Below are 23065 nucleotides of genomic sequence, written 5' to 3' on the forward strand. Positions count from 1 at the left end.
AACTGCTGAGAAAGCTTGATAAATCAACAAATATCACACTTTTTGCTTTTCACTCAATAAGTGAACATCCGAAACTGGGCTAAACCCTTGATATGATTACGTTTTCCGGTGCTTTTGATGAGCTGCTGTCACGGATTCAGGTAATGTTCAAATCGAATGGCTTGATCCATTGCTGCCAGTCTTTTTCAATCGATTTCCATAGCGCCTTGCTCAGCTGGGCGATCCGTTGGCTAAATAGCATTGCCTCTTTAACGGAATAATGCTGTTCTGTCCCCTTCATCGTTCCACCCACTCTTTCCCTCACCGTATTTTTTATTTCCTATTATATCAATAAAACAAAAAAGAATAAAGACAAAAATATTTATTTTTATGATTTTTTTTGCATATTCATAGTAATAAGCCTAAGGAGACTGCCGCATACAGGAGGGAAAACGCAATGATGTATATACAATGGATGCTTACCGCAATCGGATTCGTATTTTTCTGTCTTTTTATAAACACTTTCTTTTCTTTATGGAAAGCGCGGGCGTACCCGCCAAAGGCGCTGCTCAAAGAGCAAGCTTTGCGCTATATTGGAATAGCATCGCTTTGTCTGTTTGCCGCCTGGCTTCTCAGCTACGCTTAGCGTTTGTTTGAATTTTCAAATAAATAAAGGCAGGGAAGGAGCTGCAAACCAGCATCGTTCCGCCTGTTTGATAGTAAAAAACCCGACCAGTCATGATCGGGTTTTTGCCGTTTACACGTGTGCTGTGACGTTCATCCGCCGGAAGATGGACGCCGCAATCGGATAGATAATGGCCATGGCCACCGCATTTAACGCCGCGGTTGGCAGCACAATCGTGACAAACAGCGCGGAAAAGGTCGTTCCACCCGGCAACCCAACAATAAGGAGAGCCGCGGTTAAAAACACCGACCCGGAAATGACGGTGCCGACAGCCGCCAGCACCGCCGCCCCGGCCACTGTCTGGCTGTACTTTTTCACCGCAAAGATCAGGGCAAAGACGACGAAGGCCGTGATGATTTTGTCGATCATATTCGGAAGCTGCCCGCCCGGAAATGTCGTTGTCATGGCGGAAATCAACCCGGTGGCGACGCCGACAAGACCGGCTGCCTTGACGTTTGGAAACAGCAAAATCGCCAACACCATCATCGCCAGCATCATATCCGGCTTCATTCCGAAAAACAACCCCGGAATGGCGGCGTGCAACACGGCTCCGATTCCGACTAACAGCGCCATCAATACTAATGTTCTGGCATTCATGCTCATCTCTCCTCATCTATTCTCATCTATTCTCATGCTCGAGAATTTTCTATTATTATATCACTTTGCAATACAAAAGTGAAGAAGAAAGTTTCAGGCAAAGCGGCGGCGAAAATCGTTCATAAACGATGCGAGCGCTTCGCACGCCTCAAGCGGCACCGCATTGTAAATCGACGCCCGGCAGCCGCCGACCGATCGGTGCCCGCCGAGCCCGACAAACCCGCGTTCTTTCGCCTCGGCGAGGAATGTTTTCGTCAGCTCCTCATTTGGAAGCGTAAAGGTGACGTTCATGAGCGAACGGCTCCCCTTTTCGGCGTGCGGTTTGTAAAAGCCGCCGCTTTCATCAATCGCCTCATACAGCATGGCCGCCTTTTGCTGGTTGCGCTCTTCCATCGCCGCCACACCGCCTTGCTCTTCGACCCATTCGAGCACGAGCGACAGCATGTAAATCGCAAACGTCGGCGGCGTGTTGTACAGCGAATTGCTCTTCTGGTGCGTTCGGTAATCAAGCATCGTCGGCAGCCCGTCCGGAATGCGCTCCAGCAAATCGTTGCGGAGAATGACAACCGTGACTCCTGACGGGCCGAGATTTTTCTGCGCCCCGGCGTAAATGAGGGCAAATTGACTGACATCGAACGGACGGCTTAAAATATCGCTCGACATATCCGCGACCAGGTCAACCGGCGTGTCCGGAAATTCCTTCCATTGAGTACCGAAGATCGTGTTGTTGGACGTAATATGGACATAGGCGGCGTTTTTCGGCCATTTCACATCATCGAGCGGCGGAATATACGTGTAGTTCGCTTCTTTGCTCGACGCGACAACCGTTGTCAAACCGATTTTTTGCGCTTCTTTCAGCGCTTTCTCCGACCACGCCCCGGTCAGCACATAACAGCCGATTTTCCCTTCCGTGAGGAGGTTCATCGGTACCATCGAAAACTGCAAGCTCGCCCCGCCTTGCAAAAATAAAACGTCATACCCGTCCGGCACATTTAGAAGTCGCTTGAGCCGCTCTTTCGCCGCATTGTGCACCGCCTCGTATTCCTTGCTTCGGTGGCTTAATTCCATCACCGACATGCCGGTGTTTTGAAAATTAAGCAGCTCTTTTTGCGCCCGCTCAAGCACCGGAAGCGGAAGCGCGGACGGGCCAGCGTTGAAGTTGTACGCGCGTTTCATTGTTATCCCTCACTTTGCCTCCTGGTAGTCCGTTGATATTACTATCCTAACACGATTCAAAAAAAAAAAGAAAGAGAATTTTTTGAAAAAATCGTTTTCAAAAATCAAAAAAAGAAAGCCCTTGGCTATTGCAAGGACTTCGCTTGCTTCCGCCGCTCCCGTTCTTGACGGATGCGCTCCATATAAATTTCGCCTTCTTTTTCTATAAACGCCTCGTCGATTTCCCGCTCGCGCGCCGCTGTTTTTACAGTCATGTAGCCGCTGAAAATAATGCCGGCCACGACCAAATAAATCCACCATGGCAAACTGAACATCGCCATCCCCTCCTTGTACGCTTGTCTTACTACACTATACGCGTGAACGGCCAGCTGTATGCATGAAGAAAGAGGCGGGGACACCGCCTCTTTCCTCGGGACAACGCTTATGCTTCGTTTCGCTTCTTCTTTGTTTTCTTCTTCGTTTTCTTCCACTGTCGGCGCAGTTCGCTCAACGTTTCTTTCGCCTGTTCGTGCTGGGATGTCGGGACGATTTCAATGATCGGTTCGATCATGATCCATCCCTCCCTTGATCCGCCCCCCTACTCTTTACTACCCGCATTTTTTGGCTTTGAAACAGATAAAAACACCGGCTTGTAAAACGAGCGATTGTCAAGGGCAAAGACGCGTTCGGTGAATTCACCTGGTTTTACTTTCTCAAGCGCACGGTCGATCATCGTAATTTTCGCATCCAAATTGTCAATGTAATGAAGCACCTCGGCTTCTTTGACAAGCGGCGGCTTCGGGCTGCCCCATTCCGCCTTGCCATGATGCGCGAGCACAAGATGCTGCAAAATGACGACTTCCTCACCTTGAATGCCGAGCTGTTCCGCCGCCTTGCTGATCTCGCTCACCATGATCGAAATGTGTCCGAGCAAATTTCCTTCCAGCGTATACACCGTCGATACCGGACCAGATAATTCCATCACTTTGCCAAGGTCATGCAAAATGACGCCGGCATAAAGCAAATCTTTATTGAGCGACGGATAGAGATGGACGAGCGCCTTGGCGAGTTCAAGCATCGACACGACGTGGTACGCCAGTCCGGAGATGAATTCATGATGGTTTTTCGTCGCCGCTGGGTACTCAAAAAACGCCTTTTCGTATTTTTTCAACAAATAGCGGGTAATGCGCTGGATGTTTGGATTTTCCATCGCAAATATGTATTCCATGACTTTCGCCTTCATTTCCTCGCGCCCGAGCGGAGCCGTCTCCAAAAAGTCATCGATGCGCACCGCATCGCCCGGATGAGCAGGACGGATCGAACGGATGCGCAACTGCAATTTGCCACGGTAGTTATGGATGTCTCCCGCCACTTTGACGATGCACTCCGGCACATACCGCTCTTCATCATCTGGCGAGACATCCCACAGTTTCGCTTCAATGTCGCCGCTTTTATCTTGCAAAATCAACGTTAAGAACGGCTTGCCATTGCTGGCGATGCCTTTCGTTGCGGATTTGATGAGCAAAAAGAGATCAACTTGTTCCCCAACCTCATAATGGATGATGCCTTTCGCCACTTCGTTCTCCTCCGTTTCTCTGTACGTATTTTCTAGTATATCATAACGGGCAAAGGGCAAAAAGAAAGCCTTGCCGAAACGGCAAGGGAACATTAGCCCAAACGGCCCGTCCACTGTTTATTTTTTTGTCAGCTGGATGGCCTGTTTTATATCCTTGAAAATGTTCATTCGTCCATACATCAGCACGCCGCCTCGGTACACTTTGGCGCCAAAATAGATCAGCAAGGCAATCGTCGCCGCTAAAAGCACAAGGCAAAGCGCCACTTCCCACCCCGGCACGGAAACGAGGCCGATGCGCAAAAACATGAGCATCGGAGCGAAAAAGGGAACAAACGAGGCGCCGGTCACGAACGCCGACTCTGGCGCATTCAAGCCAAACATCGCGATCATAAAGGCAGCGACAACCAACATCATGACCGGCGTAATCGCCGGCTGTACATCTTCGACCCGGCTGACGAGCGAACCGAGCACGGCAAACAGCACCGCGTACAAGAGGTAACCGAGCAAGAAAAAAACGAGTGCATACACAAAGATCGAGGCCGGCAGGTGATCCAATCCGAGGAAACGCCACACTTCCTGTCCGCTCGTTTTTAACGCGGCGAAAGCGACGGCGAAAAAAACGAAAAATTGCGTCAAGCTCACAAGAGCAACGCCGATGATTTTGCCAAACAGCTGTTGGACCGGCGGGACGCTTGACACTAAAATTTCCATCACGCGCGACGATTTTTCCGTCGCCACCTCCGTCGCAATCATTCCTCCATACATCAAAACAAACATATACATCGCGAACAGAAGGACATAAACGAGAGAGCGCGCTTGGTTCAACTCCTCTTCCGTCTTCGCGTTTTTTTCCAATGCCACCTTTTGGAACGGAACCGGTTTGGAAAGCTCTGCCATTTGTTCATCCGTCAGGCCGAGCTTAGCGGCTGAAAGTGCTGTTTTCAGCTGGCTTAGCGCTCGTTCCAACTCCTCAGGCGTCTGATTGTCCACAATCGTATTGGCATAATACACCGCTGCCGGCAATCCTTTCGCATCCATCGACAAGACGAGCAATCCGTCCCATTTGCCTTCTTTGACCGCTTCTTTCGCTTCGTTTTCCATATCCGTAATTTTCGTCAACGCGATTTGATTATGGTTTGCCTGCTTCGCAAGCGGACCGTACAAAGATCCCGTGCGGTCAATGACCGCGACATGAGGCTTTTCATCACCGGTGAAAAACTCAATGATCGGCTGAATGTTGGCCACCCCGATGATCAACAGGCAAGTGATGGCAGTGGTCACCAAAAATGCTTTCGCCTTCAGCTTCGTCTGATACGTATGTACCGCCACAAGGAAAAACTTATTCATACGCCGCACCTACTTTTTCAATAAAGATATCATTCAGAGACGGTTCCTCCAAGGCAAACAGACGAACCGCGAATTTTCCTGCTATATGACCGAGTATCGCTTGCGCCGTCTCCTCATTGGCGATTTGCAGCCGCACCCCTTCCGCCGTCCGCTTCCACTGCAAAACACCAGGAAACCGCGCCAATTGTTCAAACGGTCCGTCTCCTTGAATGATAAGAATTTGCTTGCCAAACGAACGTTTCAGTTCACGCAGCGCTCCCGCCACCACCGCGCGGCCGCGGCGCAAAATGCAGACATGTTCGCACAGCTCTTCGACATGCTCCATCCGATGGCTTGAGAAGACGATGGTTGTGCCGTTCCGTTTTAAATCAAGCACCGCTTCTTTCAACAGTTCCACGTTCACCGGATCAAGGCCGCTGAATGGCTCATCCAAGATTAATAGCTTCGGTCGATGAAGCACAGCAGCGATAAACTGGATTTTTTGCTGGTTGCCTTTCGACAGCTCCTCCACCCGCTTGTTGGCGTAATCGCGGATATGGAAGCGCTCAAGCCAGCGGTCGATTTCCGGAAGAAGATCCGTCTTTTTCATTCCGCGCAACCGCCCTAAATACAGAAGCTGCTCTTGCACGTTCAGCTTCGGGTACAACCCGCGCTCTTCCGGCAAATAGCCGATCAGATGGCTTTTCGAGTCATCAATCGGTTCGCCTTGCCAACGGATCACCCCTTCCGTCGGGAGCAGAAGGCCTAAAATCATGCGAAAGGTCGTCGTTTTTCCCGCTCCATTCGCCCCAAGCAGCCCGAACATCTCCCCTTCTGGAACCGTCAATGTCAAATGGTCGACGGCCGTCGTCTGGCCAAACCGTTTCGTCACCTCAATGATCTCCAAACTCATCCACATTCCCCCAACACAAAACAAATTTTCCACTCACACTATTAAAACGTGCCATCTAAAAAAAAGTTTCAGATAAAAGCAGGAATTTGCCGATCCAACCTCTAAACGAAAGAGAAATGAATGATGATTCAGAGAAAGGAGATGGTGACATGCCGACGTATACGTTGACCGCGTTTGAGCGCGACGGGGAAAAATTGCTTGATGAAACGTTTGAAGCCGCCAATGATGAAGAAGCGAAAAAAATCGGCGAGCAAAAATTGCGTGAGCGCGGCTGTTGGGACAAAACACACCGTTGCGTCAATGCCAGCGGCAAGCTCATTTTATTTCACCGCTAATCAAAATACCCCGGGGTTGTTCCCGGGGTGTTGTTATTTATCCAAATATTCCCTTTAATATATTGATTTTCTCTTCCGTATATTCGGCGAAATGTTCGTTGTACACTTTCGGCTCTTTTGGATTCGCCTGGCGGGTGATGTTCCGCGTTTTCGGATCGACGAATTTGCTTGACGCCCCGCAGCCAAGGCCGATGATCGACTGCTGTTCTTCCATGATCATAATGTTGTATAGGCTCTCGTGCCCCGGCAAGGCGTAGCCGACGTTTTCCAAGTTGCCGAGAATGTTTTTTTGTCGGTACAAGTAATATGGGACATAACCGTGCTCCTTTGTCCACTCCTGGGCCGCCTTCATCATCGCCTGCACTTCCTCGCGGCTGGCGACTTTGTACTTTTGTTTGTTTTTCGTCATTTCCGACGCCCGTTTAAATGACAGCGTGTGGATGGTGAGCGATTCCGGCATGAGCCGCTCCGTCTCGGCGAGCGTATGCGTAAATTCCGCCAGACCCTCGCCGGGCAGTCCGATGATTAAATCCATATTAATGTTGTTCATACCCATTTGCCTTGCTAAATGAAACTTGTTGATCGTCTCTTCGACCGTATGATGGCGCCCGATCGCTTTTAACGTCTCCTGAATGTAGGATTGCGGGTTAATGCTGATGCGGTCGATCCGCCACTTTTTCAACACTTCGAGCTTCTCCGGCGTAATCGTATCCGGACGCCCGGCTTCGACCGTGATTTCGCGGACGCGGTCGACGTCTGGAAATACGTCATACATATGAGCGTATAACCGGTCCATCTCGTCGACCGTAATGCTCGTCGGCGTCCCGCCGCCGTAGTAGATCGTCGTAATGCGAATGCCGCGCTCGCGCAAAAAGCGGCCGACTGCTTCCATTTCGTAATGAAGGCCGGCCAAAAAGGCGTCGACCGACCCTTGGCGGCCGTTGATGGCGTACGCTGGAAATGTGCAATACGCGCATTTCGTCGGGCAAAACGGAATACCGATATAAATGCTCACTTCATGAGCCAAATCGTATAAATCCGGCACGACCGTGAGCTGGCGATCCACGATCGCCTGCATTAGTTCGATTTTCTCCTTAGTCACCAAGTACTCCTCGGCCAGCTTCCGATGCGCCTCTTCTTTCGAAAGGCCTGAGCGCAAAAGCTGATGAAGCAGCTTGACCGGGCGGACGCCGGTCAGCACGCCCCACGGCTGAATGAGGCCGGTAGAACGCTCAAGCAACGTCAAATAGACATGCAAAACGGCGTTTTTCAGCTGTTTTTCGTACGTTTTCCCGTCAGCATCCGCCGGCGTGCTGCATTCATGACTTACTTCCTCCACGCGCCCCGACGTCTTGTCAAGCAGCGTCCCCGAAACAGCGATGCCCCCGTCTTTCTTGACGGAAAACATAACGGCCATATCGGCCTCGGGAAGCGGCACGAGCAACAGCTCCGGCGCTTCGAAGAACAGCTCGGTCATCACCTCAAGCGGGCGCTGAAACCGTTCCGGATGCGGCAGTCCTTGAATTTCGATCCGCACGTTCATCACCTTTTCTTTCAAACTTCTTTCAGTGTACTGAACGGCTGTTTCCTTCGTCAAGCGGAAGAATGCACCTTTGCCGCCGACTTTATGGAAATGACTCTCTCCCGGCCAACTAGATTAAAAAAAAAAGCCGGACATTCGCTCCGGCCTCATTTTTATGATTTTCGTGAAAACGGCAAGCGCCAGTTGTCCGCTCACGGTTCGCTCCCCGCTCAAGCCTCTTACTGTTTCGTTTTGAGTTTTTGCAAAAACTCGATTCGCTGCTGCTTGCGGAAATGTTCTTTCACCATGTAGGCGACGCCGAGCTGTTCGTTCGAACGCGTCACCCAGTCGGCCGCCCGCTTCACCTCAAGCGGCGCGTTCCCCATGGCGACGCCGAGCCCAGCCGCTTCAATCGCCGGCAAATCGTCAAGGCCGTCGCCAATGACAACCGTTTCTTTCAACGACACGCCGATATGTTGAGCCAGCCGGCGCAACCCCGCTAGTTTAGACACTCCTTGCGGGACAATTTCCATTTTTCCGTTTGGCTGCATAATCATATCAATGGACGGAATCGATTTCGTCAATAAAGCGGCCGCTGCATCCCTCTGTTCGTCTGTAGCAAAATATACATCAATTTTCGGCACAGCGATCGGTTCGTCGATCAGCACATCGCCAAGTGAATCGACAAATTGAGTCGGATAGAAAAACGGGTCGCTTGAGGAGAGAACCGTTTGCACGACAAGGTTTTTCTTCACTTTCTTCCGATTGCCGAGCGAATACCGCTCATGCATGAGGCGGATGTTGCAGTTGAAATTTTCCAAAATTTGCACGATATTAAACGTCCGCTCCTCAGGGATCACGGCGTCAAACAGCCTATCATCAAGCGTTCTGGCAATCATCGCTCCTTGGAATGCAATGAGCATCCCATCAAGCCGCAGCGCTTTCGCCACTTTGCGGGCGGAAAGCAAATTGCGGCTCGTGATTAACGTAACATAAACTCCTTTTTTCTTCACATAGTCGACCGCCTCTTTTGTTTCGCGCGGCAGGCGGCCGTTGTTTTTTAAAATCGTTCCGTCAATGTTGAGTGCCAACAGCTTATACACGGCTGTCTCCCCCTTTTGTCCGTCTCAACCTCTCTTGCCGCCGCCAGCAAGCTGGGGGCGGCTTTGCATTCCTTATCATTTTTATGACTATGACGAAACGGGCAAAAAAAGAACACCCGACCGGGTGTTTTTCCTACCTTCCTTCCATAAATGAACGATGCAGCTCTTCAAGCGGCTTCATGGCGATTTGTTGCACTTCCGCGATCGTCATGCTCATTTGCTGCTCGAGCGCCATCAGACGGGCCAGTTTCTCATTTTGCTGGGCAAGCGCCATCGCCTTTTGCGCCTGTTCAATTTCATCCGGCAAAATAGCGGCTCCACGCATTTGTTTTTCGTGTAGCCGAAGCTGAATGTCACGGAAGTTAGCAAATAGCCGATAGGCGGTGTCGTCGTGTCGGACATGATCGTACGCCTGTTTCAGCTGCTGAAACGGCTCGCTCGCCCAGATCGCCTGTTCAAGCTGTCTTGCGAGCGCACGAAGAGATTCGGACATAAGAAGAAGCCTCCCACTTCAATATCGTTTACGTTCTAGCGTATGCGCCAGTCGGCGGTCATATGACTCGCTGCTACAACTGACTCGCTGCTACAACCATAGGCCGATCATGCCCTGGACGGCGCCGATTATTGCGCCAAGCACAGCGCCTAAATAGGTGATCATCTTCAGCTCGCGTCGGGCGATGGCCAAAATGATCGCCTCCAGCCTTCGGAGCGAAAACGATTCGACTTGATCACGAACGACATCTGCCAATCCAAGCTTCGCCACAACCGACTCCATCTGATCGCCGAGCAGGCGGACAGCAGCGGCAACCGCCTGCGGAACGAACCGGTCGAGTACGTCCTGTTCATATGGCGCAAGAAGATCGGCGAGCGGGCGGTGCAGCCAGCCGCTTCCCCGGACGAGGCCGCGGGCTGCGGCCTGCACCGCCTCGCTCATGCGTCTTCGTCCGACCATCTCCTCCACCGTTGCCAGCGGATAGTCAATCCATTTGTTCCATTCTGTCCAAAGGAGGCGAGCGATCGCCGCCCTTGTGCCGGCATGGCGCAAAAATTTGCCGATTTCCGGCTGCACTTTATCCACTAAATTGACATTGCCAAGCAGCATTTGCAGCACGCCCCCGACCATTCCCCGCTCTTGAAAAAAGCGTTGGATCATGCCGGAAAGCTGTTGTTTTCCTTCCGCGCTGCTGAAATACTCGAGCGCCCGGTCGGCCAAGTAACCGGCCAGCTGCTCGATGCGCGCTTCCATCGTTTCTTTCAACTCAAGCGGCAGTATATCGCAAATCGGCCGCGTGCGCCACGTTTGGCTCCATCGCTCATACGCCTGCGCGGCTTGTCCGGCCGCCAACGCCTCAAGACGCTCATCCGGAGAACGAATGCCGAGACGCTCAAGCAACTGCGCCGGCGTCTCCCGGCGCGCCAGCCACCGTTTCAGCCACTTCCGTCCTTCCTCAACCACCTCCGCCATGAAGGCTGAATCGTTGAGCTTACGCCGGAGCCCTTCCGGCGTCACCAAATGCTCGACAACCGTTTTCCCAAGCTGTTCCGCCAGTTCCCGCCTCCGTTTTGGAATCAAGCCGGGCGTAAACGGTAGCCGTTTCCCAAACAAGTACATCGGCTCGTGCGGGCGGAACAACATGACAATGGCGATCAAATTCGTCACCCCGCCGATAAGCGCTCCAACCGCCACCATAAACGACAAATAAATGAACGTCCCCATCGCCTTCCCCTTTCATCCGCGCCGCTGTCACCAAACAGCGGCTCTCATCATACGATACGATATAAACGTTTGCCTAATTGTTCATTATAGAACTTGCCTGACAAATGCGCAAATGAGGGACTGCGATGAGCAACCAACGAACCGTTGCCGTATTGACTGAAATAAAGGAAGACCGGGAACGGGCCTCTTTTGGCTCCATCCACCTTTTTTGTGAGGAACTAGTAAAATATGGAGAAACGCACAGCCTTTTTGTTTATGTCACATCGCCGTCACTCTATTTGCAGCACACCGGATATCGGTTAACCGGCAGCGAATGGATCAAGGGGGGCGTGCCGCGGGCGAACGTCGTCTACAACCGCCTTCACTCCCGCAAGTCTGAATATGCGCCTGCCTTTCAGCAGCTGCTCGCCCGGCTTGACGAGGAAGACGGGGCGATGTTCAACCGCCGCTTTTTGCATAAATGGGAGGTGCACCGTTATTTGGAGCGGCATGAGTACTTGCATCCGTACTTGCCGAAAACGGCGCTGTGGGACGGCCAAGACTCACTCGAGGCGTTTCTCGCCGCCTTCCCGTCCGTCTTTCTCAAGCCTGTGCACGGAAGCCAAGGGCGGGGGATTTTCCGCATTGAATGCACCGATAAAGGAATTTGTCTCCGCCGTTCCACCTCTTCGTCATCGGCGCTATACCGCTCGGTTGCCGCGGCCGTTTCTGCCTTGCAGCCACAAATCCGGACGCCGATGATCATCCAGCAAGGCCTTGAACTTCAAACGATTGACGGCCGCCCTGTCGATTTTCGCCTTCTTTGCCATCGCATCCGCCACAACGATTGGCGCGTCACGTCAGCGGTCGCCCGCGCGGCCCCTCCCGAGCAGTTTGTCGCGAACCTTGCCCGCGGCGGAGTACTGATGGCAGTCAATGATGTCTTGCGGAAGTGGTATACGAGAGCGGACGTGTTCCAGCAGAAACAGCTTCTGAAAGAAATCGCACTGGAATCCGCCGCCGTTCTCGCCTCGGAAGCGGAAGGACTGTATGGAGAGTTTGGCGTCGATCTGGCCATTGACGTCCATGGACGGCCATGGATCATCGAAGTGAATACAAAACCGTCCAAACAGGCGGAAATGACGTTTTCTCAACAAACGGTGCGCCCATCCGCGAAAGCCGTGATTGATTATTGCCTGACATTGATGGAAGAAAAGGAGTGAACGACATTGATTTCACTCGGTTTTGTCACCCTTGATGAGCAACAGGAAAGCTCGTACTGCACCGAGGTAGCCCGCCGCGCCAATCAGTATGGCATTTCCATATACCGTTTTTCGCCGCTGGCGATCGACCCGCGAACGGAAAATGTCCGCGGTGTCGTCTTTGATGACAAAAGTGGAGAATGGACCGATGCCGTCTTTCCCATTCCGCCGTTTTTGTACGACCGTTGCTTTTACGGCCACGACGACCGTTCCAAAAAAGCGAAACCGATTATGCATTGGCTGAAGCAACGCCCGGATGTCACGTTTTTAGGCTATGGCCTGCCCGGCAAGTGGAGCGTCTATGAGACGCTTTCCGCCCATCCGCTGTTGTCGGCATATGTGCCGCCGACCGTCCGTCTTGAGCGCGCCGATCACGTGCTTGATCTCCTTCGCCATGAACAAGCCATCGTCGCCAAACCGGTGCACGGATCTGGCGGACGCGGCATTTATATTATCCAGAAGAAAGGGAAGACATTGTCCGTTCAAGACGGGTGCGGCCAAGAGCGGGCCGTGATCACCCGCCGAAACGAACTTGAACAATTCGTCGCTTCCTTGCAGCGCCGGGACGGCTATGCGCTTCAACCGCTTCTCTCCCTCTCCACCGAGGCAAGAGAACCGTTCGACTTTCGCTTTCTGCTGCAAAAAGATGAAACCGGACGCTGGGTTGAACGGGTGCGGGCTGTGCGCATCGGACGCCCTGGAACGTGGGTGGCCAATCTCCGTGCTGGTGCAGACATGCGCCCGTTCGCTGACTGGTTCGACCACCTTCCTTCTTCGAAACGCATCTTAGTGCTGGATGGCATTGACACGATCATCCGTACGTTGCCGGCTTATATGGACAATGAACTCGGTCCGTTGTTTGAAATCGGTCTGGATCTCGGCGTTGCTGACAACGGAGCGGTTTGGATTTTGGACGTCAATTCCAAGCCGGGAAGGAAAATCATCAGCCTTCTTCCGCCAGAGCAGCAAAACGATATTTACGAAGCGCCGCTTCAGTATTGCCGGTTTTTGGCGAGCGAGGTGGCCAACCGATGATCTATCCATTGGTCATTGATGACAACGAGTCCAATACAGTTATCCTTCCCTCCTCACTGAAAGCGGACGGACGAACAGCCGTTGCCTTTGGCAGCTTCCTCGCTCCATGCACGATCATCTCATCTTCCGGACCGTCCGACAGCATCATCGTCGCCGGCGATGTCGCCCAGCGTCTGTTGATCCCGTTTGCCGCTAAGGTGCACGTGTTTTTGACTGACGAAGCCGTCCATATCGGACCGCTCGTCGGCGTTTTCACTGCTGGATTTACCAAGTCGCCCCATCGTCCGGTCGGAGGGCGCAGTTTTTTCTTCGCCAAACTGTTAGCGCAAGAAAAACAAGTCGGCGGGTTCGCCTTCTTGTTTGGCCTTCCTCATATCGACTGGGAGCATGGAACGGTCAACGGCTATTTTTACACGGAACGCGGTTGGGAACGGCATACGGTTCCGTTGCCGACGGTGATTTACAACCGCCTGCCGAACCGGCGCATTGAAAATGACGACATGTTCCAAACCGTGACGAAAACGCTGCAGACCGCCTATGGCATTCCAGTGTTCAACGGACGCTTTTTCAATAAATGGGAGGTGTACCGCCGGCTTGCCGTCCATCGCGACGCACGGCCATATTTGCCGGAAACCTCCGCCTATGTCACGCGGCAGACGATCGAACAGTTTCTCAACCGATATACGGGAGCGTATGTGAAACCGGCTGATGGCAGCCTCGGGCGCGGCATTTACCATTTGGTGAAAAAAAAGGATGCATACGAATGCCGCTTTCGTGACGAACACGGCGAAACGAAAACAACGCTGTTTCCGACCGCCATGGCGCTATGGCATCATTTGCTCACCCACGCCCCGCTTCATCGTTACGTCATTCAGCAAGCCGTCCCGCTCATCACCATCAACGGACGGCCGACAGATTTCCGCGTCCATACGAACAAAAATGAAAACGGCCAATGGCAAGTAAGCGCCGTCGCCGCCAAAATAGCCGGGCGGCGAAGCATTACGACCCATATGAACAGCGGCGGCATGGTCAAAACATTGGAAGAAATTTTTCCAAACACCGCCAAGCGCGAAACGGTGCTCGCCCGCCTCCGCGACGCCGCCTTGACACTTAGCCGTTGCCTCGATGAAACATCAGACACGTTAATTGGCGAAATCGGTTTTGATTTTGGGGTAGATGAGCAGGGAAACATTTGGATGTTTGAAGCCAATTCCAAACCGGGGCGCTCCATCTTTAAACACCCGGGCCTCAAGGAGGCTGATGAGCGGACGGCGCTGCTGCCGCTTGCCTATGCGGTCCATCTAAGCAAAACGGCCATCATCGATCCAGAGGCGTTTGGACTATGATCACGATCGGTTACCGGCGCGACGCCAATGAATGGGTGAGCAGGCGGCCGGACGGCTTCTATCGGTTAGGCCGCGGCGAGCTTGCCGCCGCCTCCCTCCCCGATCTTACCTTTGCGGTCAACGAGCAAAACGGGCGGGTCGGGCCGCTTGTCGGCATATTGGTGAGCGAATCATCCATTTCGGCTTTGCTTGGCGGAAGGAAACCATGGGTGGAGACCGTCATCCGCTCGCTTCATGCTGATGGCGGCATCGCCATCGTCAGCACCGCGGCCGGCATTGGCGAGAATATGGTCTCCGGTTATGTATTCGCCCCGGCGCTCGAACGGTTTGTCGAATCGTCCACTCCGTTGCCGGACGTCGTCTACAACCGAGTCAAAAGCCGGGAAGAAGAACAAAGTGAGCCGTTTCAAACAGCAGCCGCCCGGCTTGCCTCCCATGGCATCCCGCTCGTCAACCGCTCTTTTTTCCGCAAATCGGACGTTTGCCGCGCGCTGCAGACGGACCGCCGTCTTTGGCCTCACCTGCTGCCAACGGCGCCGGTCCGTTCGTTGGCTGATATTCACTCTTGGCTCCATCAATACGGCTGTATTTACTTGAAACGAGACGACGGGGCAAGGGGGAGCGGATTGCTCCGTCTCACCGCCTCGCCTGGGGCGGGAGCCATATGCGAATCCCCCCGCGGCCAAAAACGGGTAAGGTCGCTCGACGAGCTAGAGCCGCTTGTCCAATCCCATCGTTATATTGTTCAAGCAGCCGCCTGTACAGACACATGGAACGGGCGCCGTTACGATTTGCGCGTGCTCGCCCACTGGCAGCGCCATCGCCATACGATCACCGGCGTCGGCGTCCGCCTCGCCGGCCCTCGGTCGTTGACAACCCATGTATTTCACGGCGGAACGATCCTTCCGTATTCGGAAATTCAAAGCCGCATTGATGAACAGGCGCTCGAGCGCCTCATCGCCTGGAGCGGCGAACGCCTCAACGAGCAGTTCGGCCTTGTCGGCGAATTTTCTGCCGACATCGGCGTCGGAAAACAGCAGGAGCTTTACATTTATGAAATAAACGCCAAACCGATGGCTTTTGACGAGCCGGATATTGAAGCACGTCGGCTTCAGCGGCTCAATCGACTGTTTGCCGAACTAGCTCATCTTGCGCCATAGCAAAAAATTCTTTGCTATAACGAAGTGCCTGCTGCAGCACACCGTCTGCCGCCTGCCGGACGGCTCCGCTTAAACGCTGACTTACTTGTCGGCACAGCTTCGCTTTTTTCCACTCATCGGCGGTCAGCGCTTGCAGCAACTCGAAGCGGCCAGTGCTGGCCGCTTCTTGCTGTTTCTTTCTCTCACCCCAGCCTGCACCGGTCATCAAATGGTGAACATACTGCCAAAGTTGACGTTGTCGCTGAACCTCGGCGAAATACGTTTCCCATGTTTGCCCGTCTTCTTCAAGCGCTGCCAACTGACGAGCTTTTTCTTCAGCCGCAGCGGTCGTTTCCAGCAATTGTTTGATCACAGCAACCACCCTATTTCCCTCCCTCTAGAAATGTTGATTTATCAAGGCTTTTCGGCTCCTCAGGGATGTCCAAAAAATATTTTTCGACAAAATCCCTTACACCCTCCTTCTTGCCAGTCCTCTTTCATCCATATGAGCGAAGCGGATAGTCTATGCCTGTTTCGGACAAACTAGGAAAAAACGATGAGGAAGGAGCGAAACCATGGAGCGGAACGAAGCGGGGCGCCAAGACGCCTTATATGAGGGGCGCGATGAATATTACATGGATATTGACCGCATGATTAATGAAGGGATGGCTGGCGGCGTCGTGCACGGCCGCGGTGATGAGGTCAACATCGAAGAAGCGCGCGACCTGGTCAAAGAAGAACCGCCATACGACGCCGGCGAGTAAACGGAGCCGATTTTCCTGTCCACCAGGAAAATCGGCCTTTCTGTTATAATGAATGAAAAAAGGTAGAAAAGGGGGCGCCGTGATGTTAAAAGAGCTCGAATCACTTTATAAAGGGGACATTATCATCAACGGTCAACCGGCCGATCCCGAGGCGTACGAATGGTTTTACACCGCCGGGGGCGATGAGGTGGGCATCGCCAAAGAGCGGTTGACGGAACGAGAGCGGCAGCTGTTGGCGCTGTTATTGACCCCAGCCAACCGCCGGCGGGAGCCGGAAAGCGAAGAAGAACGGGCGTGGAAACAATGGATGGCCACCGGCCGCCCCGACGCTCCTGCGATGCTCTCTGCCCCATACTGCCGGTTCATTCATTTTCTCGTCAATCGCCCGATCGCCAACAAACAGGAATTTGCCGAAACGATCCACAACCTATTTGCCTCGCGGGTGCTGATCGTTTGGAATGAAGACAAGCGCGGGCTGCTGATTGAGGCCAAACAAAAACGGACGGCCGAGCCGCTCTTGCTGGCCGAAATGGCGGATGCGCTCGCCGCCGATTTTTATGCGACGATGCATTTGCTGATCGGCCCCGTTCGCCCGGTGAACGGGGAGCTGTACGAGTCGTTCCTTCTCGAGCAGCAATGTTTTGCCGCCGCCCGGCGCTTTTGGCCGAAACAGACGGTGTACGAATGGGAGGACGTCATTCCGCTTCCACTCCTTGAAAGCGCAGCAGACGACGGCAAGACAGGGCAAATTTTATCGTTTCTCGATGGGCTGGGCGAAGAGGAAGTGCGCGCCATGGAAACATTTTTAGAGTGCAATTTAAACGTCTCCATGGCGGCGAAAAAACTATATATGCACCGCAATAGCTTGCAATATCGGATCGACAAATGGGCCGAGCAAACCGGCATTGACATCAAGCGGTTTAAAGGCGCCGCGGCTGCCTATTTGGCTATTTTGCACCAACGCCGTGCGTAGCAGCGGACGCTTCCCCGTCATGTTGCCGAAAACGGGCGACTTTTTTTGTGCACCTTGTCTATTCACGAATATTCACATTCATCTATATAATATGAGTGTGAGAAAACGATTTCAATAAAGGGGGATTCGTGATGGCGGAACTCGTGTTGGATCATGTGTATAAGATTTACGATAACAATGTCACGGCTGTAAAAGATTTTAACTTACATATTCAAGATAAGGAATTCATCGTCTTTGTCGGTCCGTCCGGCTGCGGCAAGTCGACAACATTGCGGATGATTGCAGGCCTGGAGGAAATTTCTAAAGGCGATCTCTACATCGATGGAAAACGAGTGAACGATGTACCGCCCAAAGACCGCGATATTGCCATGGTATTCCAAAACTACGCCCTTTATCCGCATATGAGCGTCTATGATAACATGGCGTTCGGCTTAAAACTGCGCAAGTTCCCGAAAGCGGAAATCGAGAAACGCGTCCGTGAAGCAGCTCGCATTCTCGGCCTTGAGCAATATTTGGACCGCAAACCGAAGGCGCTCTCCGGCGGACAGCGGCAGCGCGTAGCATTGGGACGCGCCATCGTCCGCGATGCGAAAGTGTTTTTAATGGACGAACCGCTTTCAAACTTGGACGCCAAATTACGCGTGCAAATGCGCTCGGAAATCGCCAAACTCCATCAGCGTCTTGAAACGACAACGATTTACGTCACCCATGACCAAACGGAAGCGATGACGATGGCCACCCGCCTCGTCGTCATGAAAGACGGCGTCATCCAGCAAGTCGGAACGCCGCGCGAAGTGTATGAGAAACCGGAAAACATCTTCGTCGGCGGCTTTATCGGCTCGCCAGCGATGAACTTTATTAGAGGAACGCTGCAAGATGGCAAGTTTGTCGTCGGCCAGACGACATTCGGCGTGCCAGAAGGGAAAATGAAAGTGCTGCGCAGCCAAGGGTACGTCGGCAAGGAAGTCATTTTGGGCATCCGTCCGGAAGACATTCATGATGAGCCGCTCTTCTTGGAGGCATCGCCAATGACAAAAATTACCGCGCATGTTGAAGTCGCTGAGCTGCTTGGCGCCGAATCGATGATTTATTCAAACATCGGCGGCCAGGAGTTTGTCGCCCGCATTGACGCCCGCACGGAAATCAAGCCGGGCCACCGCATCGACCTTGCGTTTGACTTGAACAAAGCGCATTTCTTCGACGTCGAGACGGAGCGGCGCATCCGGGCGGCGGATGAGAAGTAAGCTCCCCCCATTGTTTGTATATAGACTTATTCGGCTCTAGCGCATCGCTAGAGCCTATTCTTTAATGAACCGCACCTCCTCCTCCCGGCAGTGCGGGCAATAGAACAGATGGACGCATTCATGGTTTCGATATGTGTGCGGGTAACCGTCAGCAAGCTTCATCACATCCGCATCCATGTACGGACTGTAGTCATCGAAATAATCCGTCACTTTCCCTTGGTCTTCCATCGGCTGCCGGCAATAGCTGCAATACACTGTCACCCGGCGCAGCCCGTTGCAAAGTGGACACACATTCATGCTGCTTCCTCCTCTAAGATGCCTCTTACTTTTACATATTTCCTAATGACGGCGTCGATAAAACGTAAAAAATTACCATATTATCGCAGTGAATAACGGGCAAAAAACGTTCCAAACTATGAGTACCGCCAGCGAAACAGGACGCATGCCAAAACACTTCCGCTGGCGAACGCAAAAGCAGGTGGGCCGTTGGGTTCAGCCAAGCTTGGCAGCACGCTTCTTCGCGTGCAGCGCTGGTGCAAATCCAGCCAACCCAGCCATCAAAATTTCTAAGGGGAGATGATCAACTATGGCACGCAACAACAACAATAACCAACTGCTCGTCGCTGGTGCCCAACAAGCGATCGACCAAATGAAGTACGAAATCGCCCAAGAATTTGGTGTAAACCTTGGCGCTGACACGACTTCGCGCGCAAACGGTTCGGTCGGCGGGGAAATTACCAAACGCCTTGTAGCGATGGCTCAACAACAACTCGGCGGCCAATTCGGCAACATTCAATAACCGGTTGACAGACAACTTCATAATAGATGGCAAAAGCCCCAGGCAGTCAGCCTGGGGCTCTTCTATATTCATGCGGTCCGAAAGCGCCTAGACGCCCCCCGCCTGCTCGGCGAGCGGTTGCTGGCTCAAGGAAACAAGCACTTTGCGGATGCGACGGTTGTCGACTTGGCGGACGGTCAACGTCAGCGGGCCGTATTGCAACGTTTCGCCGACCGCCGGAATGCGCTCAAACATTTCAAAAATCCAGCCACCCAACGTATGCGATTCACTTTCCGGCACGTCGATGTTCATCACTTCGCAAAATTCGTCAAGCGGCAGTTCAGCGCTGAATTCAAAACTATGTTCATCGATTTGACGCACGGTTTTTACCGCTTCATCATGCTCATCCCATATTTCGCCGACGATTTGCTCAAGAATATCCTCAAGCGTAATCAAGCCGGCCGTGCCGCCGAACTCGTCAACAACGATCGCCATATGCACTTTGCTTTTTTGCAGCTCCGGCAGCAAATCGGACACTTTCATCGATTCGACGACAAACAGCGGCTGGCGCAACAGCTCGCGGACGCACACGTCACGCTTTTGGACAAGTTCGCTGAAAAAGTCACTTTCCGACAAAATGCCGATTACGTTGTCAATATCCCCTTCATAGACCGGGATTCGGGAATATTTTTCCTCCAAAAATACATCGCGAATCTCTTCAATCGGCTGGTTGACCTCGACCGCCACCATATCGGCGCGCGGCGTAAAAATTTCTCCGACTAAAATTTCATCAAAATCGAGCGAACGTTGAATCAGCTCTTTTTCCTTGTTGTCGATAACCCCTTCTTCTTCGCTCAGCTCGACCATCACCTTAATATCTTCCTCCGTGACGGCCGGCACGGCAGCCCCGTTGGCGAATCGCCGGGTCATACGCTCTTTCAGGGCTTGAAACAATGCCGTAATCGGCACCATGAGCTTCATCAGCCCATAGGCCAGGCCGGCATACCGGATGGCGAGCGGCTCCGCGTACTCTTTCGCCATCGATTTTGGCAAAATTTCACCGAAGACGACAGACAAAACGGTCATGACCGCAATGGCGACAAATAAACCGGTCTGCTCCCCAAGCAGAGAAGCAGCGATCTCGATAAATAGCGCCACCGCGATGATGCCTGTTAGACGGCTGGCCATAGCAAGCGCTAACAATGCACGGTCAAGATGCCCGACCACTGCTTGAAGCCGCTTGTTGTTTGAATGCTCTTCCGCGTAGTGTTTTAACCGGGCTTTGCTGGCGGATGAAAACGCCGCCTCAGCCGATGCAAACAATGCGTTCGCGAGCAAGAAAAGGAAAAACCAACCGAACAACCTTAACGGCCACTCTTCCAACGAATCTTCACACTCCTATCGGACCATGACTATGTTATTCATATCCATTCCTTTCCCAAAACATGCCTGCTGAAGCAAAACTTTCGGCATCGGGCGGAATGAGGCTGCGCGGCTATCGGCAGCTGTTTCCGTTCCTTACCTTAAATATAACAAATTTTTCGCCAGCTGACTATAGCGGGAGGAATTACTTTCCATATATTACCATAAATCCACCTCAAAAAACGCGCCGAGGTGCGCCGGCGCGTTTTACGATTCGATCCAGCAGGAGCCAATAAAGTAGACAAGCACTACCAACGAGGCGATGTTCAACGTGACGGACCACTCATCCATCCATCTCCCCTCCCTTTTCCTTCTTACCTTCATCGTACTATATGGATAGCGGGAAAAACAGGGAAAACAAGACGGCTTTTTGACAGTTTTGTGACTAAAAAAAACAGGGACTCAAAAAAAGAGGTCCCCGTTTTCATCCTAAATAACGGTAATAAATCGTTTTCGCCTCGTTCACATCCTTTGTGCCGTGCACAAGCGCGCGCCCGTCGGCGAATACGACAAGCCGCTTGGCGCCGAGCGATACGGAGACGAGATACGGATTCGCTTCGGCCCGGAGCCCTTGGCGGCGAAAAAGAGATGCCAATTCGTTTACATCGTACTGGCGCCGGGAAGACGGGCGAATTTGCACCGAGTCGCGCCCGCACAGCACAGCGGTCTTCGTCTGATGTTCATAAGAAAGAAACGGATAAGATGGACGATGTCCGCACGTCGGACAGTCGTCTCTTTTGACCGCGTCAATGCGAATCGCTGCGTATTCATTCGTCCAAAGATCAAACGAAACGAGCTTGCCGCGCAGCGCGGCCCAGTCCTCGACTAAAACTTTCAACGCCTCAGCCACTTGGTAACTGACGACCATCTGCACTGCCGGACTGATAATGCCGGCCGTGTCGCATGTCAATCCCCCTTGCGGCACCGTTTCAAGCAAGCAATATAAACATGGGGTACGTCCGGGAATAAACGCGTAACTTAATCCATAGCTGCCGACGCAGGCGCCGTAAATCCACGGAATGCCATATTTGTAGGCAACATCATTGATGATCATGCGCGCATCGAAGTTGTCCGTCGCATCGATCAATAGGTCGGGCCGCTGTTCGACAGCCAATGATTCCAACTGTTCGGCGTCAGCCTCACCGACTATCGCGTCGATCTTGACCTCGCTGTTGATTCGCTCGAGCCGCCGCTTGGCCGCGATCGCCTTCGGCAGCCGCTCTTTCGCATCCACTTCGCTGTAAAGCTGTTGGCGCTGCAAGTTGCTCCATTCGACATAATCGCGGTCAATGATCGTCAGTTTGCCAATGCCGGCGCGCACGAGCGCTTCGGCGTTTCCTGTGCCGAGCGCTCCGGCGCCGATTAAGACGACGTGCTTTTCCCGTATTTTCTTTTGCCCTTCCTCGCCAATCGGCGCAAATAGTTGTTGCCGGGAATACCGTTCATTCAAACAACACTCATTCCTTCCGTTGGGCTGCTTGCTGACGCGTATCGTTTTTTCGGGATGCGCCCGGCTTCATAACCGAGCCGTCCCGCTTCCACCGCCAGCTTCATCGCTTTTGCCATTTTTACGGGATCAGCTGCGCCGGACACGGCCGTATTCAACAGCACCCCATCCGCGCCAAGCTCCATCGCCAGCGCCGCATCGGCCGGCCCGCCGATGCCGGCATCGACGATCACCGGCACGGTCGCTTGCTCGATGATAAAGCTCAAATTGAGCGGGTTAAGGATGCCTTGCCCGGACCCGATCGGCGATGCCCCCGGCATGACGGCATGGCAGCCAAGCTCTTGCAAGCGCTTGGCGAGCACGACGTCATCAGACGTGTACGGCAAGACGATAAACCCTTCTTCCAGCAGCATTTCCGCTGCTTTTAACGTCACAACCGGGTCGGGAAGAAGCGTTTTGTCGCAGCCGATCACTTCTACCTTAATCATATCACATAGCCCCGATGCTTTGGCCAGTCGGGCGATGCGGACCGCTTCCTCAGCCGTTTTTGCCCCGGCGGTATTGGGCAGAAGCTTATATCGGCTTAAATCAAGCTGCTCTAAAAAATTCGGCTGCTCCGGCGCAAAAATGTTCATTCGCCGGACGGCAAAGGTCAAAATTTCTGCGCCGGATGCTTCCACCGCTTCTTTTTGCACCTCAAGGCTCGGATATTTGCCCGTCCCGAGCAACAACCGCGAAGAGAATTCATACGGACCAATTTTCAGCATT

General features: G+C 52.9%; 26 protein-coding genes and 1 pseudogene. 10 read left to right on the plus strand and 17 right to left on the minus strand.

What is annotated here, in order from left to right:
- Positions 1 to 142: 142 nt before the first annotated feature.
- A pseudogene (locus IKE44_RS12305) lies at positions 143 to 280 on the minus strand (HTH-type transcriptional regulator Hpr); the annotation flags it as partial.
- 159 nt (positions 281 to 439) lie between these two features.
- On the opposite strand from IKE44_RS12305, the gene yhzF reads away from it, so the two are divergent.
- On the plus strand, positions 440 to 625 hold the full coding sequence (gene yhzF, locus IKE44_RS13795; protein ID WP_483299810.1) for a membrane protein YhzF: 186 nt from the start codon (positions 440 to 442) through the stop codon (positions 623 to 625).
- A gap of 111 nt (positions 626 to 736) precedes the next feature.
- On the opposite strand, the gene IKE44_RS12310 is transcribed toward yhzF, so the two are convergent.
- The 7 genes from IKE44_RS12310 to IKE44_RS12340 all read right to left on the minus strand — a co-directional run bounded on the left by IKE44_RS12310 (position 737) and on the right by IKE44_RS12340 (position 6231).
- A complete protein-coding gene (locus IKE44_RS12310; protein WP_033013842.1) occupies positions 737 to 1261 on the minus strand; it encodes a tryptophan transporter in 525 nt (174 codons plus the stop codon).
- A gap of 93 nt (positions 1262 to 1354) precedes the next feature.
- On the minus strand, positions 1355 to 2437 hold the full coding sequence (serC, locus tag IKE44_RS12315) for a 3-phosphoserine/phosphohydroxythreonine transaminase (protein ID WP_033013843.1): 1083 nt from the start codon (positions 2435 to 2437) through the stop codon (positions 1355 to 1357).
- 125 nt (positions 2438 to 2562) lie between these two features.
- Positions 2563 to 2751 (minus strand): sporulation YhaL family protein, encoded by a 189-nt coding sequence (locus IKE44_RS12320; RefSeq protein WP_033011581.1) that lies wholly within the window; start codon positions 2749 to 2751, stop codon positions 2563 to 2565.
- A 107-nt stretch (positions 2752 to 2858) separates the two neighbouring features.
- The gene (locus IKE44_RS12325; RefSeq protein WP_033013844.1) at positions 2859 to 2987 is read right to left on the minus strand and encodes a hypothetical protein; all 129 of its coding nucleotides are present in this window, start codon (positions 2985 to 2987) and stop codon (positions 2859 to 2861) included.
- Between the two features lie 27 nt (positions 2988 to 3014).
- Positions 3015 to 3992, minus strand: coding sequence for a 3'-5' exoribonuclease YhaM (gene yhaM / locus IKE44_RS12330; RefSeq protein ID WP_033013845.1), 978 nt, complete (start codon positions 3990 to 3992; stop codon positions 3015 to 3017).
- A gap of 117 nt (positions 3993 to 4109) precedes the next feature.
- Positions 4110 to 5339 (minus strand): ABC transporter permease, encoded by a 1230-nt coding sequence (locus IKE44_RS12335; RefSeq protein ID WP_049624763.1) that lies wholly within the window; start codon positions 5337 to 5339, stop codon positions 4110 to 4112.
- Positions 5332 to 6231 (minus strand): ABC transporter ATP-binding protein, encoded by a 900-nt coding sequence (locus tag IKE44_RS12340; RefSeq protein ID WP_033011573.1) that lies wholly within the window; start codon positions 6229 to 6231, stop codon positions 5332 to 5334. The genes IKE44_RS12335 and IKE44_RS12340 overlap by 8 nt, the downstream gene beginning before the upstream one ends.
- Positions 6232 to 6380: 149 nt before the next feature.
- Here IKE44_RS12340 and IKE44_RS12345 point away from each other — a divergent pair, with 149 nt between their 5' ends.
- Positions 6381 to 6566: a YhzD family protein gene (locus IKE44_RS12345; RefSeq protein ID WP_015374028.1), complete on the plus strand. Its 186-nt coding sequence runs from the start codon at positions 6381 to 6383 to the stop codon at positions 6564 to 6566.
- Between the two features lie 37 nt (positions 6567 to 6603).
- Here the strand turns inward: IKE44_RS12345 and IKE44_RS12350 are convergent, their stop codons facing one another.
- The 4 genes from IKE44_RS12350 to IKE44_RS12365 form a co-directional block, all read right to left on the minus strand.
- Positions 6604 to 8109 carry a coproporphyrinogen III oxidase gene (locus IKE44_RS12350; protein ID WP_287466051.1) on the minus strand — a complete coding sequence of 502 codons (1506 nt, stop codon included), beginning with the start codon at positions 8107 to 8109 and terminating at the stop codon, positions 6604 to 6606.
- A gap of 218 nt (positions 8110 to 8327) precedes the next feature.
- Entirely contained in the window at positions 8328 to 9191 is an 864-nt protein-coding gene (locus tag IKE44_RS12355) for a Cof-type HAD-IIB family hydrolase (RefSeq protein ID WP_049624764.1), read from the minus strand.
- A gap of 133 nt (positions 9192 to 9324) precedes the next feature.
- Entirely contained in the window at positions 9325 to 9684 is a 360-nt protein-coding gene (locus tag IKE44_RS12360; RefSeq protein WP_033013848.1) for a YlbF/YmcA family competence regulator, read from the minus strand.
- Positions 9685 to 9774: 90 nt separating this feature from the next.
- The gene (locus tag IKE44_RS12365) at positions 9775 to 10908 is read right to left on the minus strand and encodes a DUF445 domain-containing protein (protein WP_049624765.1); all 1134 of its coding nucleotides are present in this window, start codon (positions 10906 to 10908) and stop codon (positions 9775 to 9777) included.
- A 125-nt stretch (positions 10909 to 11033) separates the two neighbouring features.
- Here IKE44_RS12365 and IKE44_RS12370 point away from each other — a divergent pair, with 125 nt between their 5' ends.
- The 4 genes from IKE44_RS12370 to IKE44_RS12385 are packed head-to-tail and all read left to right on the plus strand — an operon-like array spanning position 11034 to position 15690.
- Positions 11034 to 12110, plus strand: coding sequence for a YheC/YheD family endospore coat-associated protein (locus IKE44_RS12370; protein ID WP_049624766.1), 1077 nt, complete (start codon positions 11034 to 11036; stop codon positions 12108 to 12110).
- Positions 12111 to 12116: 6 nt separating this feature from the next.
- Positions 12117 to 13184 (plus strand): YheC/YheD family endospore coat-associated protein, encoded by a 1068-nt coding sequence (locus tag IKE44_RS12375; protein WP_049624767.1) that lies wholly within the window; start codon positions 12117 to 12119, stop codon positions 13182 to 13184.
- Positions 13181 to 14530 carry a YheC/YheD family endospore coat-associated protein gene (locus IKE44_RS12380; RefSeq protein ID WP_033013852.1) on the plus strand — a complete coding sequence of 450 codons (1350 nt, stop codon included), beginning with the start codon at positions 13181 to 13183 and terminating at the stop codon, positions 14528 to 14530. Before IKE44_RS12375 ends, IKE44_RS12380 begins: the two co-directional genes overlap by 4 nt.
- On the plus strand, positions 14527 to 15690 hold the full coding sequence (locus IKE44_RS12385; RefSeq protein WP_049626075.1) for a YheC/YheD family endospore coat-associated protein: 1164 nt from the start codon (positions 14527 to 14529) through the stop codon (positions 15688 to 15690). Before IKE44_RS12380 ends, IKE44_RS12385 begins: the two co-directional genes overlap by 4 nt.
- Here the strand turns inward: IKE44_RS12385 and IKE44_RS12390 are convergent.
- Positions 15650 to 16051 carry a hypothetical protein gene (locus IKE44_RS12390; RefSeq protein ID WP_033013854.1) on the minus strand — a complete coding sequence of 134 codons (402 nt, stop codon included), beginning with the start codon at positions 16049 to 16051 and terminating at the stop codon, positions 15650 to 15652. The two genes, IKE44_RS12385 and IKE44_RS12390, sit on opposite strands and share 41 nt — an antisense overlap.
- Before the next feature lie 193 nt (positions 16052 to 16244).
- Here IKE44_RS12390 and IKE44_RS12395 point away from each other — a divergent pair, with 193 nt between their 5' ends.
- The 3 genes from IKE44_RS12395 (at position 16245) to IKE44_RS12405 (ending at position 18650) form a co-directional block, all read left to right on the plus strand.
- Positions 16245 to 16433, plus strand: coding sequence for a hypothetical protein (locus IKE44_RS12395; RefSeq protein WP_033011064.1), 189 nt, complete (start codon positions 16245 to 16247; stop codon positions 16431 to 16433).
- A gap of 82 nt (positions 16434 to 16515) precedes the next feature.
- The gene (locus IKE44_RS12400; protein ID WP_033011061.1) at positions 16516 to 17406 is read left to right on the plus strand and encodes a PucR family transcriptional regulator; all 891 of its coding nucleotides are present in this window, start codon (positions 16516 to 16518) and stop codon (positions 17404 to 17406) included.
- Positions 17407 to 17537: 131 nt separating this feature from the next.
- Positions 17538 to 18650 carry an ABC transporter ATP-binding protein gene (locus IKE44_RS12405; RefSeq protein ID WP_033013855.1) on the plus strand — a complete coding sequence of 371 codons (1113 nt, stop codon included), beginning with the start codon at positions 17538 to 17540 and terminating at the stop codon, positions 18648 to 18650.
- Positions 18651 to 18704: 54 nt separating this feature from the next.
- On the opposite strand, the gene IKE44_RS12410 is transcribed toward IKE44_RS12405, so the two are convergent.
- Positions 18705 to 18947 carry a hypothetical protein gene (locus IKE44_RS12410; protein ID WP_033013856.1) on the minus strand — a complete coding sequence of 81 codons (243 nt, stop codon included), beginning with the start codon at positions 18945 to 18947 and terminating at the stop codon, positions 18705 to 18707.
- A gap of 289 nt (positions 18948 to 19236) precedes the next feature.
- Between IKE44_RS12410 and IKE44_RS12415 the strand changes: the two genes are divergently transcribed.
- The gene (locus IKE44_RS12415) at positions 19237 to 19449 is read left to right on the plus strand and encodes an alpha/beta-type small acid-soluble spore protein (RefSeq protein WP_011230133.1); all 213 of its coding nucleotides are present in this window, start codon (positions 19237 to 19239) and stop codon (positions 19447 to 19449) included.
- 87 nt (positions 19450 to 19536) lie between these two features.
- Here IKE44_RS12415 and IKE44_RS12420 read toward each other — a convergent pair whose 3' ends face one another.
- From IKE44_RS12420 to IKE44_RS12430, 3 genes are all read right to left on the minus strand, one after another.
- Positions 19537 to 20811: a hemolysin family protein gene (locus tag IKE44_RS12420; RefSeq protein WP_049624768.1), complete on the minus strand. Its 1275-nt coding sequence runs from the start codon at positions 20809 to 20811 to the stop codon at positions 19537 to 19539.
- A 463-nt stretch (positions 20812 to 21274) separates the two neighbouring features.
- Entirely contained in the window at positions 21275 to 22300 is a 1026-nt protein-coding gene (locus IKE44_RS12425; RefSeq protein ID WP_033013858.1) for a thiazole biosynthesis adenylyltransferase ThiF, read from the minus strand.
- On the minus strand, positions 22297 to 23064 hold the full coding sequence (locus IKE44_RS12430) for a thiazole synthase (protein WP_287466056.1): 768 nt from the start codon (positions 23062 to 23064) through the stop codon (positions 22297 to 22299). Before IKE44_RS12430 ends, IKE44_RS12425 begins: the two co-directional genes overlap by 4 nt.
- Position 23065: the final 1 nt, after the last annotated feature.

The organism is Geobacillus sp. (assembly GCF_017515625.1).
Classification (GTDB): domain Bacteria; phylum Bacillota; class Bacilli; order Bacillales; family Anoxybacillaceae; genus Geobacillus; species Geobacillus stearothermophilus.

Coding starts and splice junctions, on each gene's coding strand:
- yhzF (WP_483299810.1), top strand. CDS start 440: ATGTATATACAATGGATGCTTACCGCAATCGGATTCGTATTTTTCTGT.
- IKE44_RS12310 (WP_033013842.1), bottom strand. CDS start 1,261: ATGAATGCCAGAACATTAGTATTGATGGCGCTGTTAGTCGGAATCGGA.
- serC (WP_033013843.1), bottom strand. CDS start 2,437: ATGAAACGCGCGTACAACTTCAACGCTGGCCCGTCCGCGCTTCCGCTT.
- IKE44_RS12320 (WP_033011581.1), bottom strand. CDS start 2,751: ATGTTCAGTTTGCCATGGTGGATTTATTTGGTCGTGGCCGGCATTATT.
- IKE44_RS12325 (WP_033013844.1), bottom strand. CDS start 2,987: ATGATCGAACCGATCATTGAAATCGTCCCGACATCCCAGCACGAACAG.
- IKE44_RS12335 (WP_049624763.1), bottom strand. CDS start 5,339: ATGAATAAGTTTTTCCTTGTGGCGGTACATACGTATCAGACGAAGCTG.
- IKE44_RS12340 (WP_033011573.1), bottom strand. CDS start 6,231: ATGAGTTTGGAGATCATTGAGGTGACGAAACGGTTTGGCCAGACGACG.
- IKE44_RS12345 (WP_015374028.1), top strand. CDS start 6,381: ATGCCGACGTATACGTTGACCGCGTTTGAGCGCGACGGGGAAAAATTG.
- IKE44_RS12350 (WP_287466051.1), bottom strand. CDS start 8,109: ATGAACGTGCGGATCGAAATTCAAGGACTGCCGCATCCGGAACGGTTT.
- IKE44_RS12360 (WP_033013848.1), bottom strand. CDS start 9,684: ATGTCCGAATCTCTTCGTGCGCTCGCAAGACAGCTTGAACAGGCGATC.
- IKE44_RS12365 (WP_049624765.1), bottom strand. CDS start 10,908: ATGGGGACGTTCATTTATTTGTCGTTTATGGTGGCGGTTGGAGCGCTT.
- IKE44_RS12370 (WP_049624766.1), top strand. CDS start 11,034: ATGAGCAACCAACGAACCGTTGCCGTATTGACTGAAATAAAGGAAGAC.
- IKE44_RS12380 (WP_033013852.1), top strand. CDS start 13,181: ATGATCTATCCATTGGTCATTGATGACAACGAGTCCAATACAGTTATC.
- IKE44_RS12385 (WP_049626075.1), top strand. CDS start 14,527: ATGATCACGATCGGTTACCGGCGCGACGCCAATGAATGGGTGAGCAGG.
- IKE44_RS12395 (WP_033011064.1), top strand. CDS start 16,245: ATGGAGCGGAACGAAGCGGGGCGCCAAGACGCCTTATATGAGGGGCGC.
- IKE44_RS12400 (WP_033011061.1), top strand. CDS start 16,516: ATGTTAAAAGAGCTCGAATCACTTTATAAAGGGGACATTATCATCAAC.
- IKE44_RS12405 (WP_033013855.1), top strand. CDS start 17,538: ATGGCGGAACTCGTGTTGGATCATGTGTATAAGATTTACGATAACAAT.
- IKE44_RS12410 (WP_033013856.1), bottom strand. CDS start 18,947: ATGAATGTGTGTCCACTTTGCAACGGGCTGCGCCGGGTGACAGTGTAT.
- IKE44_RS12415 (WP_011230133.1), top strand. CDS start 19,237: ATGGCACGCAACAACAACAATAACCAACTGCTCGTCGCTGGTGCCCAA.
- IKE44_RS12430 (WP_287466056.1), bottom strand. CDS start 23,064: ATGCTGAAAATTGGTCCGTATGAATTCTCTTCGCGGTTGTTGCTCGGG.